The sequence below is a fragment of the Streptomyces sp. NBC_00258 genome (genome assembly GCF_036182465.1).
GTDB lineage: Bacteria > Actinomycetota > Actinomycetes > Streptomycetales > Streptomycetaceae > Streptomyces.
On sequence record NZ_CP108081.1, the window covers coordinates 1,065,458 to 1,082,821 of the forward strand.

The 17,364-nt window shown below is 68.7% G+C and carries 15 protein-coding genes and 4 pseudogenes; 13 read left to right on the forward strand and 6 right to left on the reverse strand.

The window, feature by feature from the left end; genetic code table 11:
• Positions 1-152: 152 nt before the first annotated feature.
• Complete coding sequence (gene lexA / locus OG718_RS05070) at positions 153-824, reverse strand: transcriptional repressor LexA (protein WP_143644668.1); 672 nt, start codon at positions 822-824, stop codon at positions 153-155.
• Positions 825-1,581: 757 nt separating this feature from the next.
• Here lexA and OG718_RS05075 point away from each other — a divergent pair.
• The 4 genes from OG718_RS05075 (at position 1,582) to OG718_RS05090 (ending at position 5,806) form a co-directional block, all read left to right on the forward strand.
• Positions 1,582-2,475: a MarR family winged helix-turn-helix transcriptional regulator gene (locus OG718_RS05075; RefSeq protein ID WP_328843391.1), complete on the forward strand. Its 894-nt coding sequence runs from the start codon at positions 1,582-1,584 to the stop codon at positions 2,473-2,475.
• A 98-nt stretch (positions 2,476-2,573) separates the two neighbouring features.
• Positions 2,574-3,671, forward strand: a complete 1,098-nt coding sequence (locus tag OG718_RS05080) for a cupin domain-containing protein (RefSeq protein WP_328843392.1) — start codon at positions 2,574-2,576, stop codon at positions 3,669-3,671.
• A 22-nt stretch (positions 3,672-3,693) separates the two neighbouring features.
• Positions 3,694-4,599, forward strand: a complete 906-nt coding sequence (locus OG718_RS05085) for a fumarylacetoacetate hydrolase family protein (RefSeq protein WP_143644665.1) — start codon at positions 3,694-3,696, stop codon at positions 4,597-4,599.
• A 25-nt stretch (positions 4,600-4,624) separates the two neighbouring features.
• Positions 4,625-5,806, forward strand: a complete 1,182-nt coding sequence (locus OG718_RS05090; RefSeq protein ID WP_328843393.1) for an FAD-dependent monooxygenase — start codon at positions 4,625-4,627, stop codon at positions 5,804-5,806.
• A gap of 150 nt (positions 5,807-5,956) precedes the next feature.
• On the opposite strand, the pseudogene OG718_RS05095 reads toward OG718_RS05090, so the two are convergent.
• A pseudogene (locus tag OG718_RS05095) lies at positions 5,957-6,517 on the reverse strand (IclR family transcriptional regulator domain-containing protein); the annotation flags it as partial.
• Between OG718_RS05095 and OG718_RS05100 the strand changes: the two are divergent.
• From OG718_RS05100 to OG718_RS05115, 4 genes are all read left to right on the forward strand, one after another.
• Positions 6,467-6,682, forward strand: coding sequence for a hypothetical protein (locus tag OG718_RS05100; RefSeq protein ID WP_143644663.1), 216 nt, complete (start codon positions 6,467-6,469; stop codon positions 6,680-6,682). The pseudogene OG718_RS05095 and the gene OG718_RS05100 sit on opposite strands and share 51 nt — an antisense overlap.
• Before the next feature lie 22 nt (positions 6,683-6,704).
• A complete protein-coding gene (locus OG718_RS05105) occupies positions 6,705-8,030 on the forward strand; it encodes a PucR family transcriptional regulator (RefSeq protein ID WP_328843394.1) in 1,326 nt (441 codons plus the stop codon).
• A gap of 309 nt (positions 8,031-8,339) precedes the next feature.
• Positions 8,340-9,866, forward strand: coding sequence for a carotenoid oxygenase family protein (locus OG718_RS05110; RefSeq protein ID WP_260695919.1), 1,527 nt, complete (start codon positions 8,340-8,342; stop codon positions 9,864-9,866).
• A gap of 44 nt (positions 9,867-9,910) precedes the next feature.
• Positions 9,911-11,389, forward strand: a complete 1,479-nt coding sequence (locus OG718_RS05115) for an aldehyde dehydrogenase family protein (protein WP_443054906.1) — start codon at positions 9,911-9,913, stop codon at positions 11,387-11,389.
• A gap of 121 nt (positions 11,390-11,510) precedes the next feature.
• Here the strand turns inward: OG718_RS05115 and OG718_RS05120 are convergent, their stop codons facing one another.
• Positions 11,511-11,879, reverse strand: a complete 369-nt coding sequence (locus OG718_RS05120; RefSeq protein ID WP_328843395.1) for a hypothetical protein — start codon at positions 11,877-11,879, stop codon at positions 11,511-11,513.
• Between the two features lie 16 nt (positions 11,880-11,895).
• Between OG718_RS05120 and OG718_RS05125 the strand changes: the two are divergent.
• The 4 genes and pseudogenes from OG718_RS05125 to OG718_RS54365 all read left to right on the forward strand — a co-directional run.
• Positions 11,896-12,135: pseudogene (locus tag OG718_RS05125) on the forward strand (mycothiol transferase); the annotation flags it as partial.
• Positions 12,136-12,177: 42 nt separating this feature from the next.
• Positions 12,178-12,927, forward strand: coding sequence for a transposase family protein (locus OG718_RS05130; protein WP_328843396.1), 750 nt, complete (start codon positions 12,178-12,180; stop codon positions 12,925-12,927).
• Positions 12,928-13,035, forward strand: a pseudogene (locus OG718_RS05135) (mycothiol transferase); the annotation flags it as partial. It abuts the gene before it with no gap.
• Positions 13,036-13,301: 266 nt separating this feature from the next.
• Positions 13,302-13,652: an integrase core domain-containing protein gene (locus OG718_RS54365; protein WP_443054908.1), complete on the forward strand. Its 351-nt coding sequence runs from the start codon at positions 13,302-13,304 to the stop codon at positions 13,650-13,652.
• Positions 13,653-13,667: 15 nt separating this feature from the next.
• On the opposite strand, the pseudogene OG718_RS05140 reads toward OG718_RS54365, so the two are convergent.
• The 3 genes and pseudogenes from OG718_RS05140 to OG718_RS05150 all read right to left on the reverse strand — a co-directional run bounded on the left by OG718_RS05140 (position 13,668) and on the right by OG718_RS05150 (position 16,147).
• A pseudogene (locus tag OG718_RS05140) lies at positions 13,668-14,229 on the reverse strand (dihydrofolate reductase family protein).
• Between the two features lie 229 nt (positions 14,230-14,458).
• Positions 14,459-15,400, reverse strand: coding sequence for an SDR family oxidoreductase (locus OG718_RS05145; protein ID WP_143645117.1), 942 nt, complete (start codon positions 15,398-15,400; stop codon positions 14,459-14,461).
• 114 nt (positions 15,401-15,514) lie between these two features.
• On the reverse strand, positions 15,515-16,147 hold the full coding sequence (locus OG718_RS05150; RefSeq protein WP_143645118.1) for an NADPH-dependent F420 reductase: 633 nt from the start codon (positions 16,145-16,147) through the stop codon (positions 15,515-15,517).
• Between the two features lie 270 nt (positions 16,148-16,417).
• Between OG718_RS05150 and OG718_RS05155 the strand changes: the two genes are divergently transcribed.
• Positions 16,418-17,329 carry a LysR family transcriptional regulator gene (locus tag OG718_RS05155; protein WP_328843397.1) on the forward strand — a complete coding sequence of 304 codons (912 nt, stop codon included), beginning with the start codon at positions 16,418-16,420 and terminating at the stop codon, positions 17,327-17,329.
• Positions 17,330-17,364 lie beyond the last annotated feature (35 nt).

The following is a 17,364-nucleotide window of genomic DNA, read 5'->3' on the forward strand; positions in this document are numbered from 1 at the left end:
CCCGAGACCGGTGCAGCGCGAGAACAACGGCTGCGTACGCCCAGGAGCGGTCCCAGGCAGGGAAGTAGTCGGTATGCATCGGACTGGCCTCCTGCCTATCGACTCGATGCTGCGCACGGGAGACGCGGTCGTATGGATCCGAGGCTGTCTGGTCAGAGTTGGCGCAGAACACTGACGACTTTGCCGAGGATCTGGGCCTGGTCGCCGGGGATCGGCTCGTACGCGGAGTTGTGGGGCATGAGCCACACCTGGCCGTCCTGTCGGCGCAGCTGTTTGACCGTGGCTTCGTCTTCGAGGAGCGCGGCGACGACATCGCCGTGGTCGGCGCTGTCCATACGGCGGACGATGACGATGTCGCCGTCGCAGATCGCCATCTCGATCATGCTGTCGCCGACCACGGTCAGGGCGAACAGCTCGCCGTCGCCGACGAGTTGTCGCGGCAGTGCGTAGACGTCCTCGACCATTTCCTCGGCGAGCAGCGGTGCGCCGGCGGCGATCCGTCCGACGAGCGGCACATCCACCGCAGGCTCGGACTTGTGTCCCAGGTCAGGTGCCCAGGAGGGGCGTACGCAGTAGGCGCGGGGACGGTGCGGGTCGCGGTACAGGACGCCTTTGCGTTCCAGGGCCATCAGTTGGTGGGCGACCGAGGACGTACTGGCGAGCTTCACGGCCTGGCCGATTTCCCGCATCGACGGCGGGTAGCCCTGCCGGGCGACCGTCTGCGTGATGTAGCGGACGATAGCCGCTTGCCGGTCCGTCAGCTCTCTTTCCGCGGTCTGGGGGCCTGGGGGCCGACCTCGGCGTGTCGGCGCGTTGTTGTCCATGCCGGGCACCTCCGTACAAGATCCTCGCGGAACGCGACCTTAACCCGCCACCCAACATAAATGGAACACTGTTTCGATTGGATAGTTGTGGAGTGCGTCAGACATTTCGGCAGGGCTGTGACCGTTCAGGCTTGCTGGCGGTTGTTCATCGGAGTTGGCGAGTTCTCGCCTGCAAGCGATCACGTCGCGTTGAGTAGCGAGCAGATGTGGTGATCTGCACCAGCGTCGGGTACGGCAGTGCTCCTGTTGACCCATGGGTGAGGTGCTGAAGGCGAAGATCCGCTCGGACTCATGCGGTCTGGAGCAGTTGGTCGCGGGCTATGACGAAGGTCGTATTCGTGACCGGCTGGTGCTCGGGGATGGGTGGCCGCGCCGGTGGAGTGGAACGTGGCTGGTTGGTGGGGGTGAGGTGTCATGGCCGGTCCGTGATATGGAGTCCGTGCCGGTGTCTTCGTCGAAGCCGGTGAGCGCGGGCACGACCAGCCTGTTCGACCTCGAACCCACGATGGCGAGCATCCTGCTGGTCACATCGGACGGGAATCCTGAATCCGTGGTGCCCCAGGAACTCCTGGTAAGCGCACGACGCAGCGAGGTGCACGTCCGGCACCGGCCACGTACGACATTCCGCCCACCGCACGAGTGGCCCGTTCCGCGAGTTGACAGAGTGCGGAACCTTCATGCCAATATTAGTAACGACACGAACTAAATCCTCCGCGCCGCGACGGTCGCGGTGGTCCCACCGAAAGGACGTGCGGCGATGGCGGACTGGCCGCTCGTCCCCGATGAGGAGGCCTTCGCTCCGGGCAGCCTGCTGCGCACAGCGCAGCAGGTGCACGATCGCCTGTGGCAGGAGCTGGTGCCCGGCAGCTGCACCTCGCCGCAGTTCGCGGTGCTCCACCGGCTGGCGCTGCGGCCGGGCATCGACCAGCGCACCCTGGGCGAGGCCGCCGGCCTCGACAGGGCCACCGGCGCCGAGCTCGTGGCCCGGCTCGAACAGTCGGGGCTGATCAGACGAGAGCGCGCCGCGGCGGACGCGCGCCGCAACAGCCTTCGGCTCACCGTGGCCGGCGACACCGCCCTGCGGGCCTGTGCGCCCTGGGTGGCCCAGGTGCAACTGCGACTGACCGCCCCGCTGGGTGATGCCGGGACCGGGCGGATTCTGCGGCTGCTGAGGACGGTCGCCGAGGTGGCGACCGGTCAGCCGGTTGGGCAGGAGCTGCCCGAAATCGTCGGCCTGCCCGCGGATCCGTCCCGCATCCCCGGCCACCTGGTCCGAGTGGCCCAGCAGCGACACACCCAATTCTGGACGGCCGCCGTGGGCGAAAGGCCGACCTCCCCCCAGTACGGCGTGCTCTACCGCCTGGCGCGGGAACCGGGCATCGACCAGACCACGCTGGCCGACCGTATCGCCCTGGCCAAGGCGCCCACCGGCGAGATCGTGAAGCGGCTCGTCGCACGGAGTGAAGTCCTGCGCGACGTCGACCCGGGCGACGCCCGCCGCAGGCTGCTCACGCTCAGCCCGCAGGGACGTCAGGTTCTGCGGGACGTCACGCCCGCGGTGCTGCGCGTCCAGGAGGAGCTGACCGCGGAACTCACCGCGGACGAGCGCAGGGAACTGCTCACACTGCTCAGGAGGATCACCCGGCCGTAGCCGCGGGCTTTTTCTTCCGCATTTAGTAACTGTACGAACTGAATGCGGGAGAAGAGCACCACGAGGCAAGCCGGGGAGACATGAGATGGAGACGCGAAATGACGACTCAACGCTTTGACGCACCTGCCGATCCGCTGCTGCACGCTCTCTACGGCGACCTCGCGGAAAAGGATCTCCAGCCGCTGTGGCGACTGCACGGGCTGCTGACCCCCACCCCTGCCGTCACGGCCGTCCCCCACCTCTGGCGGGGCAGGGACCTGCGCGACCTCGGCGAGCGGGCCGGACGTCTGGTGCCCGTGGACCGGGGCGGCGACCGGCGCGTGCTGTCACTGAGCAACCCCGGCCTGGGCGGACTGCCGTACGCCACCTCGACCCTCTGGGGTGCGGTGCAGTACCTGGGACCGGGCGAGACGGCGCCGGCCCACCGCCACACCCCCGCCGCTCTGCGCTTCGTCCTGGGGGGCGAAGGAGTATGGACCGCGGTGAACGGCGACCCGCTGGCCATGTCCGCCGGAGACCTGATCCTCACCCCCAGCTGGACCTGGCACGAGCACCACAACCCTGGTGACACCCCGATGACCTGGTTCGACGCCCTCGACCTGCCGCTCGTGGAAGGACTGGGCGCGGTGTTCTTCGAACCCGGCGACGGCAGAACGGCTGCCACCACCTCACCGGCCGGGCACTCCGCGTCCGAGCGCCGCTTCGGAGGCGGTCCCGGCCTGCTGCCCGACGGCACCACCACCCCGCCGCCCGCGCACTCCCCCCTGCTGCGCTACCGATGGGCCGACACCGACCGCGCCCTGGCCGGCCAACTCTCCGAACCCGCCTCCCAGGCCGCCCGCTCCGGCCACGCGCACATTCGCTACGCCGACCCGACCAGCGGCCGCGACGTGATGCCAACCATGCGCTGCGAGATGGACCGCTATCTGCCCGGCCACACCGCACCCGCCGTGAGGCGCACGGGCTCGTCCCTCGTCGCCGTCTTCCGGGGCTCGGGCACGGTCGCCCTCGACGGTACGCACCACGACATCGAACCCGGCGACCTGATCGCCGTCCCGTCCTGGACGGCGGTGCGCGTGCTCGCGCACGAAACCCTCGACCTGTTCACCGTCAACGACGCCCCCGTCCTGGAAGCCCTCGCCCTGTACCGGACCGAAGAGGTCACGGAAGACGCCCAAAACGTCGCCGACAACTGACCGTTCACCCTTGGGAGACCCCATGCGCATCGCCCGCTTCAACGAGGATCGCATCGGCATCGTCCGTGACAACCGCGTCCTGGACGTCACCGACCAGCTCACCGAGCGCCTCTCCCCGGCCCCCTACAGCCTGGCCCGCCGCCTGATCACCGAATTCGCCGCCGTCCGCCCGCTGCTGGAACAGACAGCGTCCGTCGCCGGGCCCGGAGACGGCCTTCCGCTCGGCCAGGCGCGGCTGCTGGCCCCCGTCCCCGACCCGGCGAAGATCGTCGCGGCACCGGTCAACTACCGGGACCACCAGTCGGAGATGAACGAGGCGTACCACATCAGCTCGCTCGGCTTCTTCCTGAAGTCGCCGTCCTCGATCCTCGACCCCGAGGGGACTGTGCGCCTGCCCTACACCGACCGGCGCTTCGACCACGAAGCCGAGTTCGCGCTCGTCGTCGGACGCCGGGCCAGCCATGTCACGCCCGAGCAGGCACTGGACCACGTCTTCGGCTACACGGGCCTGATGGACATCACCATGCGCGGCGGCGAGGACCGCTCCACCCGCAAGTCCTTCGACACCTTCACCCCGCTCGGGCCGTGGCTCGTCACCCCTGACGAGCTCGGCTCCCCCGAGGACGTCGGCCTGGAACTGACCGTCAACGGCGAACCGAGGCAGAAGGCCAACACCAGCGAACTCATCTGGTCGGCCGCCCGCTTCCTGTCCTACGCCTCCACGGTCACCGTGCTGGAGCCCGGTGACGTGGTCACCACCGGCACCCCCGCAGGCGTCGCCCCCGTCGAGGACGGCGATGTCGTCGAACTGACCGTCGCCCGCATCGGCCGCCTGCGTGTGGCGGTGTCGGCCGAGGGCGCCGTGCCCTGCCCCACCTCGGGAGCCTCCCGCGGCCCCGTTCCACCGCCCGCCCCCAGCCACAAGTAACCGACGAGCCCACGAGGACGACATCATGACGAACGCGACACGCGTCCCGCTACTCATCGTCGGCGGCGGCATCGGCGGCATGGCAGCGGCCCTCGCCGCGGCCCGCGCAGGACAGCAGGTGCGGCTGCTGGAACGCGCCCCCGCGTTCACCGAGATCGGCGCCGGCCTCCAGGTCGGGCCCAACGCCATCCGGGTCCTGGCCGGCCTCGGCCTCTACCCGCAGATCGAGAAGGTCGCGGTCTTCCCCGAGCGCGGGGTGTTCATGGACGCCGTGACCGGGAGACACCTGACAGCCCTCGACCTGGGCTCCGGCTTCCGGGAGCGTTACGGAGCGCCGTACGCGGTGATGCACCGCAGCGACCTGCTCGACATCCTGCTCCAGGCGTGCCGCGACAGCGACCTGGTGACGCTGGAGAACGGCAAGGAGGTCACCGAGGTCAGCGCCCCCGCCTCCGGAGCCGTCCACGTCATCTGCGCCGACGGCAGCGCGTACGAGACAGAGTTCCTGATCGGCGCCGACGGCCTCAACTCCGCCGTCCGGCCGCTCGTCGTCCAGGACGAGCTGGTGTGCTCCGGCTACGCCGCCTACCGCGGCACCATCCCGGTGGGGGACGCCGCCGAGCACATCGACGGAAGCAGCGTCGTGCTGTGGATCGGTCCCGGCCTGCACATGATCCAGTACCCCATCCGTCGCGGCGAGCTCCGCAACACCGTCGCCGTGTTCCGCAGCGACGCCTTCGCCCGTGGCGAGGACGACTGGGGCGGTCCGGACGAACTCGACGCACGGTTCGCCGGCACCTGCAACCAGGTGCGTCGCGGCGTCCAGCTCGTCGACCGCGGCCGGCACTGGAAGACGTACGACCGCGACCCCGCCGACCGCTTCACCGCCGGTCGGGTGGCGCTGCTCGGCGATGCCGCGCACCCCATGCTGCAGTACCTGGGTCAGGGTGCCTGTCAGGCCCTGGAGGACGCCGAAGCCCTGGGCCGTCTGCTCGGTCGTCACTGCGGCGACTACGGCAGGGTGCTGGCCGCCTACGAGCAGGAGCGCGTGCCCCGCGCCACCGGCGTCCAGCGCACCGCCCGCAGCTGGGGCGAGATCTGGCACACGGACGGGATCGGCAAAACCCTGCGCGACCACATCTTCACTGGCCGGGCTGTGGATGACTACACCCATACGGACTGGCTGTACCTGCCGAGTGCGGTCTGACACCGTGGGACGTCCTGCGCCACTCGCCGCGGCCGCCAAGCAGTCCTCCCGTACGACGAGGTGGGAGAAGTCTTCCATCCCGAAACCACCGAAGCGCTGTGAGGAAAGGGTGTCAGGCAGCGGCAGGGCCAGGCGTTCGCTGATCTCGCCTGCCATGACCAGCAATTTCTGGACGACCTCCGCCTCCGGCTCCGGATACAGGCAGGAGGCGAGGGCCGCCACGCTCACCGCTGCCACGACCTGCCCGTCCTGGTTCCGGATCGGCGCGGAGATGCCCACGACGTCGGGGTCGAGTTCACCGCGGGTAATGGCGTAGCCGAGTCGGCGGATGCGGCCCAGGCGTCCGACCAGTGCGTCGACGTCGGCGAGGGTGGCCGGGGTAAAGCGGCGCAGCTCGGCGGCCTCCAGCAGTCGGCGTGCCTCGTCCTCGGCGCTCCAGGCGAGCAGGACCAGGGCTGCCGCTCCGGCGTTGAGGGGCAGTGCGCTGCCGCGCTCGTAGGAGATGCGGACCGTCCGGGTCTCACTCTCCGCGCAGTCCACGCACACGACCAGGTCCCCTGTGCGGCGGGTGAGCAAGACGGTCTCCTGCACCTCTTCGGCGAGTTTCTGCAGCAAGGTGGGGGCGACCTCCGAGACACGTACTACCAGCTCACTCACTACATGGCGTCGTTCTGGCCGTACGACGCGGATTGCCGCCTGATCGACGAACACATCTACGAGGACACCGGCAGCCGCCGCATCGAGAAGACGGACCCGGCGGACGTCATCACCACCGAGGAGGCGCGCGAGCTGCTGGCCCCCTGCTCGACAGCACCCTGCCCGGACCCGATCCGGCCCCGCATGAATGAAGTACTGACATCGCACCGTGTGCCGTGACCGGGAGGATGATGGGCCGCAGATGAGCGAGGTGAGAGTCATGACGGGCGCCGGCGAATGGCTGCTGCGACTGCGACCGGACAGCGACGCGGACCACCCGGCGCCGGCCTTGTCCCCCGCGACGGTCGCGGAGGCCGAAGCCGACCTGGGCCCCGGTCCCGTGGCCTGGGCAGTGGAGACGGCTGCCGGGGCCGCCGAGAAGTGCGCCCGGCAGTCTCCCGAAGTCGCCGATGGACCGGTGGGCCTGCGGACGACACGCCGATCGGTGGAGGCGTGCTGCATCGCGATCCTGCGGGGGCTGCTCCACGACACGCCGGCCGACCGCATCGACGCCCCGCCCGAGGCAGTCGACGGCAATCGCGATCTGGTGCACCGGGGCGTGCCGCTGGACCGTATCCTGCGAGCCGTGTGGACCTCTCACGTCCACACCTACGGACGGCTGCTGTCCGCTCTGAGGCTCCTCGTCGAAGCGGAACGGTGGCCCGACGAGAGCGAGCGCGTCGCCCGGCTGTCCTTCGCCTACGTCGAAGAACTGACCGCGGCGTTCGCCACGCAGTACGCGGCGGAGCGGGAGCACTGGGCGGGCAGTCTCATGGCCGCCCGCCGCAAGCTCGTGGACGACCTTCTCGCCGGCCTCCACGCCGACCCGGCGACAGTGGTGAACACCCTGGGTCTCGACCTCGGCCACCACCACATGGCCGCCGTTGTGTGGACGGACGCCGAGGGGGACGGGCAGAGCGCTTCCGTGCCGCTGCACCGGCTCGCCGCTGATCTCGTCGGCGTCTCACAGCCCGTGCGCTCCCTCGTCCTTCCGACAGGAACGTCCGAACTGTGGGCATGGCTGAGCTGGCCACACCCACCGCCGACGGATCTCGTCTCCCTGGTCCGCAAAGAGACGAGGGCGAGGACAGCGCACCACCCCGGCGGGGTCTACGTCGCTCTGGGACCACCGGCCCGGGGCGACGAGGGGTTCCGAGGCAGCCACGTCGCCGCCCGGGAGACCCAGCGGGTGGCAGAGGCCCTCGGCGACCCGGGTACATACGCCTACGCCGACATCGCCGAGCTGTCGCTGCTGACCGCCGACACCGAGCACGCCGAGCGCTACATGCGCGACATCCTGGGGCCGCTGGCCGGCCCCGGCCCCAAGACTGCAGAGATCCGCGAGACACTCCGCCGGTATCTGGCGCACGGCCGCAGCCGCACCCTCGCCGCCGAGGAACTGTTCGTGGCGCCCAACACCGTCGCCTACCGGGTCAAGCGCGCCGAAGAGCTGATGGGCCGCCCTTTGCCGCAGGACCATCTGCCGCTGCGACTGGCGCTGGAGATCAGCCGGATCATCACTCCCTGAACGCGGACCGCAGGGGCCTCGCCACGGCTGTCGCACCCCGTACCGCCGCTGACTGCGCTGCGGCGACAAAACCGAACCCCGATTCTGTCGTCCGGCACCGAGGACGACCGGTGTGCGGCGCCGGAAGATGACCGGGCCGGGCACGAGGAGGTGCCCACCGGGTTACGGAGCGATGCATGAGCCGCAGAGTCCCGGCGCCTGCGCCGGCGCGTACCCGCCCTTCACCCCGGTCGCGACGCAGCTGCCGTACCCGCGCCGGCGTGGCCTTCGAGCCTCTTCGCAGAGCCTGTTCCCCGTGAAAGGGACTTTATGAACACCCCGCCCGTCCCCGTCATCGCGACCACGCCGATGTCCGTCGCGCCGCAGGCCCAGCGCGTCGGTGCCGACCAGAACTGGCCGACGGACAACAAGTGGCTGCGTGGCCCGTTCGCCCCGTGGACGCAGGAGAGCCACAGCTACGACCTCCCGGTACAGGGCCAGATCCCGGACGATCTCGCCGGCGCCCTGTTCCGGGTCTCCTCCAACCCCCGTTTCCAGCCCCGCAACATGGACCGCTACCACTGGTGGGAGGGCGACGGCATGGTGGCCGCGCTCTACCTGCGTGAGGGCAAGGCGGCCTTCCGTACCGGCTGGGTGGCGACGGACTCGATGAAGTTCGAGGTCGAGCAGGGCGAGGCCGTCTACAGCGGCTTCGTCAACGGCGGCACGCCCGGGCGGCTGCCCAAGGGCGCCCCGCCCGCCAAGAACGTGGCCAACACCAACGTCGGCATCTTCGACGACCACCTGCTCGTCTGCTTCGAGGGCGGCCTGCCGACGGCGATGCACCCGCAGACCCTGGAGACGTACGGCACCTACGACTTCCACGGCGGCATCGACATCCTGTGCACCGCCCACTACAAGACCGACCCGGCCACCGGCGACATGCTGTTCTTCGCCGCCACCGGCCCCGTCATCACGTGGTACCGCGCCGATGTCCGGACCGGACAGGTAATCGACTCCCACACCATCGACATCGGCATCCCGGTCCTCATGCACGACTTCGTCGTGAGCGAGAACTACGCGATCTTCTTCGTCGCACCCAACCTGCTCCGCCTCGACCTGGCCGCGCAGGGCCGGCCCGGCGTGGTCTGGGACGAGGCGGCGCTGCCGCACGGCACACAGATCGTGCTCATGGACCGCCGCACCCACGAGGTGAAGTGGTACGAGGCCGGTGGCATGTTCGCGCCCACGCACTTCTACAACGCCTACGAGACCGGTGACGAGGTCGTCATCGACATGCACCGGATCTCCCGCATCGGCAGCCCCGCCGACAGCCTCACTCCGCTCAGCTCCCACGAGTGGTTTCCGCCGGGCTATTCCTGGCAGTGGCGGATCGACACGGTGACCGGGAAGGTCGCCGACCGCCGCGTCTCCGGTATCGCCGGCGAGTTCCCGAAGATCAACGACGGCTACGTCGGCCAGCAGCACCGGTACGGCTACTTCGTGACCACCCGTGACCTGGCCCCCGGCACCATGACCGATGGCCTGGCCCGCCACGACTACCTCAAGGACTCCACGGTCGTCGTCGAGGGACCGCACCCGCTCACCAGCCCCAGCGAGCCGGTGTTCGTCCCCCGGACCGACCCGCGCGGCGAGGACGACGGCTATCTGCTGGCTCTGTGGTGGAACCCCGAGACGGGTCTGAGCGAGCTGCTGATCCACGACGCGTCCGACCTCGTCGCCCAGCCCCTGGCCCGGGTCGGGCTGCCCGTACGCGTGCCGTTCGGCTTCCACGGCAGCTGGGCCGACCAGACCGTACTCGACAAGAGCGTGTCCGCCCTCCGCGACGCGCACTGACTCCCCGCCCACCCATGAGCCGCCCACGAACCCCGGAGACCACCTTGACCACGACAGTTGAACCGCCATCCGCCCACGCCCGTCCGCCATGGGACGGCAAGATCTTCGACGGCACCTGGGCTCAGGGCCACGGCGGGACAGTCGACGTGACCGCACCGGCCACCGGCAAGGTGCTCGCCACGGTCGGCGCCGCCTCCCCGGCCGACGTCGACCGCGCCGCCGAGCTCGCGGCGAAGGCCCAGCGGGACTGGGCCCGGCTGCCCTACGACCGGCGGGCGGAGGTGTTCCGCAAGGCGGCGGCCCTGCTGGAGGCCGACCCGGCCCGGCTGGTGCGCTGGCTCGTTCCCGAAGCCGGGTCCGGGAGGGGCAAGGCCGCCTTCGAGACCGGTCTGGTGGTCTCCGAGCTCTTTCAGGCCGCCGCGCTCGCCGCGGAGCCCTACGGCGAACTGCTGCGCAGCACCCGGCCGCGGATGTCGTTCGCCCGCCGGGTCCCCCTCGGGGTGGTCGGGGTCATCTCGCCCTTCAACTTCCCCGCCATCCTCTCCACGCGCTCAGTGGCGCCCGCGCTCGCCCTCGGCAACGCCGTCGTCCTCAAACCCGACCCGCGCACCCCGGTCTCGGGCGGACTGGCTCTCGCCGAACTGCTGGCCGAGGCAGGCCTACCGGAGGGAGTGCTGCACGTCCTGCCCGGCGGGGCCGATGTCGGTCAGGCACTGGTGACCCACCCGGCCGTGCCGTGCATCTCCTTCACCGGCTCCACCGCCGCCGGCCGGGCGATCGGCGCGGCGGCCGGACCCCTGCTGAAGAAGGTGCACCTGGAACTCGGCGGGAACAACGCCCTCCTCGTCATGCCCGACGCCGACCTCGACGCGGCCGCGTCGGCCGGGGCATGGGGATCGTTCCTGCACCAGGGCCAGATCTGCATGACCACGGGACGGCACCTGGTGCACACCTCCGTCGCCGAGCAGTACGTGGCCAAGCTCGCGGAGAAGGCCACGGCAATCAACGTCGGCGACCCGGCCGACCCGCACAACCCCCTAGGCCCGCTCATCGACGAACGCCAGCGTGACAGGGTCCACGGCATCGTCACCCGCAGCTTGTCCCAGGGCGCACGCCTGGCCGCGGGCGGAACCTACGACGGGCTGTTCTACCGGCCCACCGTCCTCGCCGGCATTCCTCACGACGCACCCGCATTCACCGAGGAGATCTTCGGCCCCGTAGCCCCGGTGACCACCTACGAGACCGTCGAGGAGGCCATCGAGATCATCAACTCCTCCGAGTACGGCCTGTCGGTCGCCATCCTCACCCAGGATGTGTTCGGCGCTCTGGAACTCGCCGAGCGCATCGAGTCCGGCGCCGTCCACATCAACGACCAGACCGTCGACGACGAGGCCGTGGCCCCCTTCGGCGGCGCCAAGGCCTCCGCGGCCGGCGGCCGCTTCGGAGGCCGAGCCAACCTCGACACCTTCACCGAGGTGCAGTGGGTCACCGCGCAGGCGAAGATCGAGCGGTACCCGTTCTGAACACTGCCGCGCTCCATGGATACCCGGCCGCCGGCAATGCATAGTGCCGGGTTGCCGGCGCGGCAGGCTCGGCCTCTTCGGCGTCCAGCACGGGGTTGAGTTCTGCTGTCTTAGCTTGAACTCAGGGAAGGGGGATGGCCGTCACCTTGAATTCGGCGGCCGGGTCGCCGACGTTGGAGAAGTTCTCGCCGAAGTTGGCGTCGACCACGTAGAGGCGGCAGCCGAACGCCTTGGCCGCGCTCGGCAACGCGGCGCCCGGCACCTGGGTCGTGCCGAGGACCTGTCCGGCGCTCAGTGACCGTGAGAGCTTGATCTCGGCCACGCCTTGAGGGTTGGCCACGTACAGGGTCCGCCCGATCAGCTGCAGACCATCGGCGGCGTCCGTGGTGCCGTGGAGGGTGATCCGTCGGGCGTCGGCCACCCCGTCGGCGGTGTCGGTCGGCACGAGGTAGAAGGCGAGCTGATCGCCCAGATTCACCGTCAGTACCACCTGCGAAGGCTACGAGGCGTCCGACTGGCACGTGGCCACTGACGAGCGGACCAAGGACATCCTGGACTTCTACACCCGCGCCCGGGCCGCCGCGGACGAAGCGATCGAGAGCCTCGACATCGACGCCACCGGCACCGCATTCGCGTTCTTCGACGGCGCCACCGTTTCACTGCGCTGGGCACTGAGCTTCTTCGAGTTGGCCACCGATCAGGTGACGGCTCATGAATCGCAACGAGCGAGGCCCCCAGGCTGTTGATCGAGGTGTCTGACGTCTCAACCACGCTGCTCGGGGGCCCCGTTGGTCATCTATCCTGTCGCACTCGACTTGCCGCATGCGCTCGTGGAGTGGGTGACCATGCTCGTTGTCACCCGTGAGGGGGACCGGCGCTGCAAGTTGCGCCCGTCCCAGCGCGCGATGGTGGCACTGGTGTACCTGCGCGAACACACCACTCTGGCGAAGATCGCTGCCGGGTTCGGGATCAGCGAGTCCACCGCCCATGCCTACACCAGCGCGGTCACCCGCATGCTCGCCGAACGTGCGCCGGGTCTGCTGAAGGTCCTGCGCGAGAGTGATGCGGACTTCGTCCTGTTGGACGGCACGCTCGCCGAGTGCGACCGGGTCGGCGATGGTCGGGCCGACTACTCGGCCAAGCACCGCCGCCACGGGGTGAACGTGCAGGTGGTCACCGATCCGGGGCGCCGGCTGCTGTGGCTCTCACCCGCACTGCCGGGCCGATCTCACGACCTGACCGCTGCCCGCACCCACCGGATCATCCGTATCTGCGAGCGCCAGGGCGTCCCTATCCTGGCCGACCTCGCCTACCAGGGCGGTGGCCCCTGGGTGACCACGGGCATCAAACGCAGGCCCCTGCAGGAACTCACCCTCACCGAGAAGACTCTCAACCGAGCCCTGGCCGCGGCACGGGCACCGGTCGAACGCGGCATCGCGCGCCTGAAGTCCTGGCGTATCTTCCGCCGATCCCGGTGCAGTCCAAACCGCATGACGTCAATCGCCAATGCCATCCTCACCCTGGAGCGGCAACGCTGAAGAAGCTCACTGATTCACATGCTCGAGGAAGTCGCTCGGCACGCGGGTCACGCGGACATCCTGCGCGAATCCATCGACGGTTTCACCGGAGATCACAACTGGGGCTGACGCACAGAACCTCATTGATCCTGCCGAAAACAGTTGGGGAGATTCATAAAGCAGGCGTGAGATCACGCCCGATCAGGGGTCGTCAGTTACAAATGAGTGTCATCACCTGACCACAGCGGCCCCTTCTCCCGCCAGCTATCGCGAACAAGACCCGCCAACCCGCATGAACAGAAACCGTGCGAGCGGCGAAGCCACCCCGCCTCACTCGCCAACTAGCGAGAACGGTCACAAGGGCCCGAGGTTGAGCGGTCGCGAAGGGTGTCTGGGTGAGCAGATCGCAGACCAACGGCGAAGTCGAACGGTTCCTGGGCATCCTGAAGTACGAACACCTCTTCCGCGCGATCACCTGCGACGGCAATGCCCTCGCCGTCGAGATCAATCAGTTCCGCCACACCTACAACGCCCTCCGCCCCACCAGGCACTGGACGACCGGACGCCGCGACAGGCGTACCTCACCAGCCGGGAGAGCCAGTAGTCACCGGTCCGGTCGTCCGTCATGGAATCCCTACCCGGACGGATCGTCTGCGGTGAAGAACAGGATCGATCCGGCAGGGACGCCACAATCGGCTCGGAACACAGCGTCACGAGATCCTTGGGTAGCCCGAAGCCCGCGCTGATCCGCCGTCGGGCACTCAGCGCCTGGTCTCGTACCTGGTCAGCAACACGCCGTCGGGAAACGTCCGGGTCTCCGCCAAGCTCAGGTTCACCCAGTTGTCCAAGGCTGTGAAGAACGGCGTGCCGCCGCCCACCAGAACCGGATGGGTGACGATCACGTACTCGTCGATCAACCCGGCCCGCATGGCCGCCGCAGCGAGTGTGGCACCGCCGATGTCCATGGGGCCGCCGTCGTCGGCCTTGAGCCTGGTGATCTCGGTGACCGCGTCGCCGGTGACCAGACGGGTGTTCTAGTCAACCTCGCTGGTCGTAGAGGAGAACACCACCTTCGGCATGTCCCGCCAGCGGCGGCGTACTCGATCGCCGCCGGTGTGGCACCCGGCTGCTTGTCGGCAGTCGGCCAGTGGGAGCTCATCCCCTCCCACAGCTTGCGCCCGTACAGCGCAGGCCCGTCGCGTCCACCCGGTCGGACCACTACTGGAACAGCTCGTCGCTCGGCACGCTCCAGCCGAGGTCGTCGCCGGGTGCGGCGGCGTAGCCGTCCAGGCTCATGTTCATGGCGAAGGTCAGTTTCTGCATGGCGTCAGTCTCCGGTGAGTCGGTATTCGACGTACGGACCGGCACGGCGCGCAAAACTCATCGGTCAGGCCACACCGAGGCCAATTGACCATGCCCAGCAGATGCTCCCGTACGGAAAGGAGAGCTGGAACAACTGCTCACGACGCGGGCACGGGAGCTGATGCGGCAACTGCTGCGGGAACATCTGGACCTGCCGGCACAACGCGAACAACGTCTCAGGTCCCTGCCGTCAGCTGGCGGAGAAGTAGTGACCGTTGTCCAAGTCGGCGAGCACGCTGGGCTGAGCGGGTTCCCAGCCGAGGGTCCGGCGGGTGATGAGGTTGGACGCCGGGAGGTCCAGCGTGACGAGATTCGCGAGGAACCCAAAGTATCCCGGCAGCATCAGTACGTCCGAGGGAATGCTCACGGCGGGCAGGCCCAGACGGCTGCCAATGGCCTCGGCGATCTCGCGGAACGGGATGCCCCCGTCCTCTATCGCGTGCCAGTATTTGCCAGCCGGACCCTTCTCCAGCGCCAGGCGGAACAAGGAGGCGACATCGCGGATGTGCACGGCGGGCCACACGTTCGCGCCGTCGCCGGGGTAGCCAACGACGCACTTCTCCTTGGCGAGCGCGATCAGCAGGGGGAGGAATCCGGCACTGTCGGTCGTGCTGTGCGCGATGGGGGGAATCCGCACGATCGAAGACCGTACTCCCCGCTCGGCGAGGCCGACTACGGTGGTTTCCACGACGTTACGAACCCGCAGGGTGCCCCTGTACTCATCGCCGCCGGGAAGGGCCGGGTCCTCCTCGGTGGCCGGCCGGCCCAGGTTTTCCCACCCGGGTGAGCCAATGCTCCCCGCCGCGACCAGCGGCTTTCCGGTTCCCGCGAGTGCCTCGCCGAACGCGAGCACGGCCGGAAGTTCCGCGGCGGCCACGGCGTCGATCCCGCCGGACGGAAGCAGGTCTTGCCTGTGCGCGAGGTGGATGACGCCGTCGGAGTCCGCGGCCGCCTCCTTGAGCCCGTCGACGTCCTGGAGGTCGCCGCGACGCACCTTCGCGCCATGCGCGGACAGCGCCGCCGCAGCGGTGTCCGACCGGGCCAGGCCGGTGACCTCGTGCCCGGCCGCAATGAGCTCAGGGATGACGTACGGACCGGAATGGCCGGTCCCGCCAGTGACGAAAACGCGCATGCGACTGTCCTTATGAGGATGGGTAGAAGGGCGGTTCTTCTCGTGCCGTAGACCGACTGGCGTGACGTGGCACGAGAACGTGACGTGGCGCGAGAAGTAGTGGTGCGGGTGCGCTCAGCTGAGAATGCTGACACCGAGGAAGAAGTTGGTGTGGTTGACGGAGTGGGCAACGAGACCCAGCATCAACAGGGCGGCGTTCTCCAGCGTCCGCGCCATTGCCAGTTGCCCGGTATCCATCGGGCGCAGTCCCAGGCTCTCGATGAACGCCGACACGCGTGCCTTTGCCTGCGCGTCGTCGCCGGCAATGAACACGTCCAAGGGGCGACCCTCGGCTGGCCCGGCGGCCAGAACATTGGCGTACAGGGTGTTGAACGCCTTGACGACATGCGCGTCGGCGGGGGCTGACTGTGCGATCTCCTGCGCGCCGGAACTACCTTCGGGGGTGACAAAGCCCGTGAAGTCGGCGTTGACGGGATTGGTGACGTCGACAATCACCTTGCCGCGCAGTGCGTCCCCGTACGCGCTGACCACCGCCGCCGCGCTGCCGTACGGCACGGCGAGGATAACGATGTCCCCGGCCGGGGCGGCGTCGACCGTCCCGACAGTGGCGGCGCCGAGCGCGGCGGCCAATTCCTTTGCTTTGGCCGGGTCGCGGCCGATGAGCTCGACTGCGTGGCCGCCTGCGAGCGACCGGTCGGCCAGGGCGCTGGCCATGCTCCCCAGGCCGATAATGCTGATGCTGCTCATGAAGTGGCTGCTTTCTGGAGCTGAATAGAACGACATTCCCACCCCGTCGCCGTTAGCGTTATGTCGTCAACGCCGTCGGATGACGCGATGGACGGGACTGAATTCCTGATGTGCTGATTCTGGTTCTGGTCCTGCTATCGAATATCGATGGCGAATTCCTATTCCGAATTCACTCGGGCCCCATTAACAATGCCATTGGCTTGAGTGGGTGTCCAAGACTTCTTTCAGAAGTGGTGATACCCTCAAGGCATCACCGGGCCGGGAGGCGCCATGGATCTGGACCTGCGCAAATTGCGCTACTTCGTCGCCGTGGCCGACCAGTTGCACTTCGGCCGCGCAGCCGATGAACTGCATATCGCGCAGCCGGTGCTCAGCCGCCAGATCCGCGCACTGGAGCAGGATCTCGGCGCCTCACTGTTCACCAGGGATCGCCACGGCGTAGCGCTGACCGACGCGGGCCGACAGCTGCTGGCCGACGCCGGTCCGCTGCTCGCCTCCACTCACGCGGTCCGGCGCCGGGTGTCCGTGGCAGCTCGTGGCAGCCGGCGGCTGGTGGTCGGCTTTCGAGCCGGCATCCCGGTCATCCCGGCGGCGCGAGCGTTCGAGACCCGACATCCGGACGTGGTCGTGGACGTGCAGAGGATGGAATGGGATGACCAGGCCCTGATGCTGCTCGACGGCCGCGTCGACATCGGCTATGTGCGACTACCCATCGAGGAGACCGGCCTGCGCCTGACTCCGCTCTACACCGAGCCGCTCATGGTGGTGCTACCCGCCGGTCACCGGTTGGCCGGCAAGGACGAGCTCACCGAGGCCGACCTGGCCGGTGAGCCGCTGGTCTGGCATGCCGACCCGAGCACGCAGCCCACCAGGCGCCCGCACCCCGACTCGGGACTCCGGGTGCGCGGGGTGGAGGAGAAGCTCGAGCACGTCGCGGCCGGCCGGGGCATCTCGTTCGTGGGGCGTTCGGAGACCGTGTTCTACTCACGTCCGGACATCAGTTACGTACCCATCCCGGATCTGGCGCCCGACCAGGTCTGCCTCGCGGCGGCGGCATCGCACACCTCGCCGGTGGTCGACGACTTCTTCACCGCGGCTCAGTCGACGGCCGAGATCACGGCAGAATGTGGGAACTATGAAATGTGGCAGCTTGGAAGCGGTGCCGTTTCAAATCACGGTTGAGCAATTCGACTGACAACAGCAGCACCAACAGTGGG

Coding starts and splice junctions, on each gene's coding strand:
- lexA (WP_143644668.1), bottom strand. CDS start 824: ATGGACAACAACGCGCCGACACGCCGAGGTCGGCCCCCAGGCCCCCAG.
- OG718_RS05075 (WP_328843391.1), top strand. CDS start 1,582: ATGGCGGACTGGCCGCTCGTCCCCGATGAGGAGGCCTTCGCTCCGGGC.
- OG718_RS05080 (WP_328843392.1), top strand. CDS start 2,574: ATGACGACTCAACGCTTTGACGCACCTGCCGATCCGCTGCTGCACGCT.
- OG718_RS05085 (WP_143644665.1), top strand. CDS start 3,694: ATGCGCATCGCCCGCTTCAACGAGGATCGCATCGGCATCGTCCGTGAC.
- OG718_RS05090 (WP_328843393.1), top strand. CDS start 4,625: ATGACGAACGCGACACGCGTCCCGCTACTCATCGTCGGCGGCGGCATC.
- OG718_RS05100 (WP_143644663.1), top strand. CDS start 6,467: ATGGCGTCGTTCTGGCCGTACGACGCGGATTGCCGCCTGATCGACGAA.
- OG718_RS05105 (WP_328843394.1), top strand. CDS start 6,705: ATGAGCGAGGTGAGAGTCATGACGGGCGCCGGCGAATGGCTGCTGCGA.
- OG718_RS05110 (WP_260695919.1), top strand. CDS start 8,340: ATGAACACCCCGCCCGTCCCCGTCATCGCGACCACGCCGATGTCCGTC.
- OG718_RS05145 (WP_143645117.1), bottom strand. CDS start 15,400: ATGCGCGTTTTCGTCACTGGCGGGACCGGCCATTCCGGTCCGTACGTC.
- OG718_RS05150 (WP_143645118.1), bottom strand. CDS start 16,147: ATGAGCAGCATCAGCATTATCGGCCTGGGGAGCATGGCCAGCGCCCTG.
- OG718_RS05155 (WP_328843397.1), top strand. CDS start 16,418: ATGGATCTGGACCTGCGCAAATTGCGCTACTTCGTCGCCGTGGCCGAC.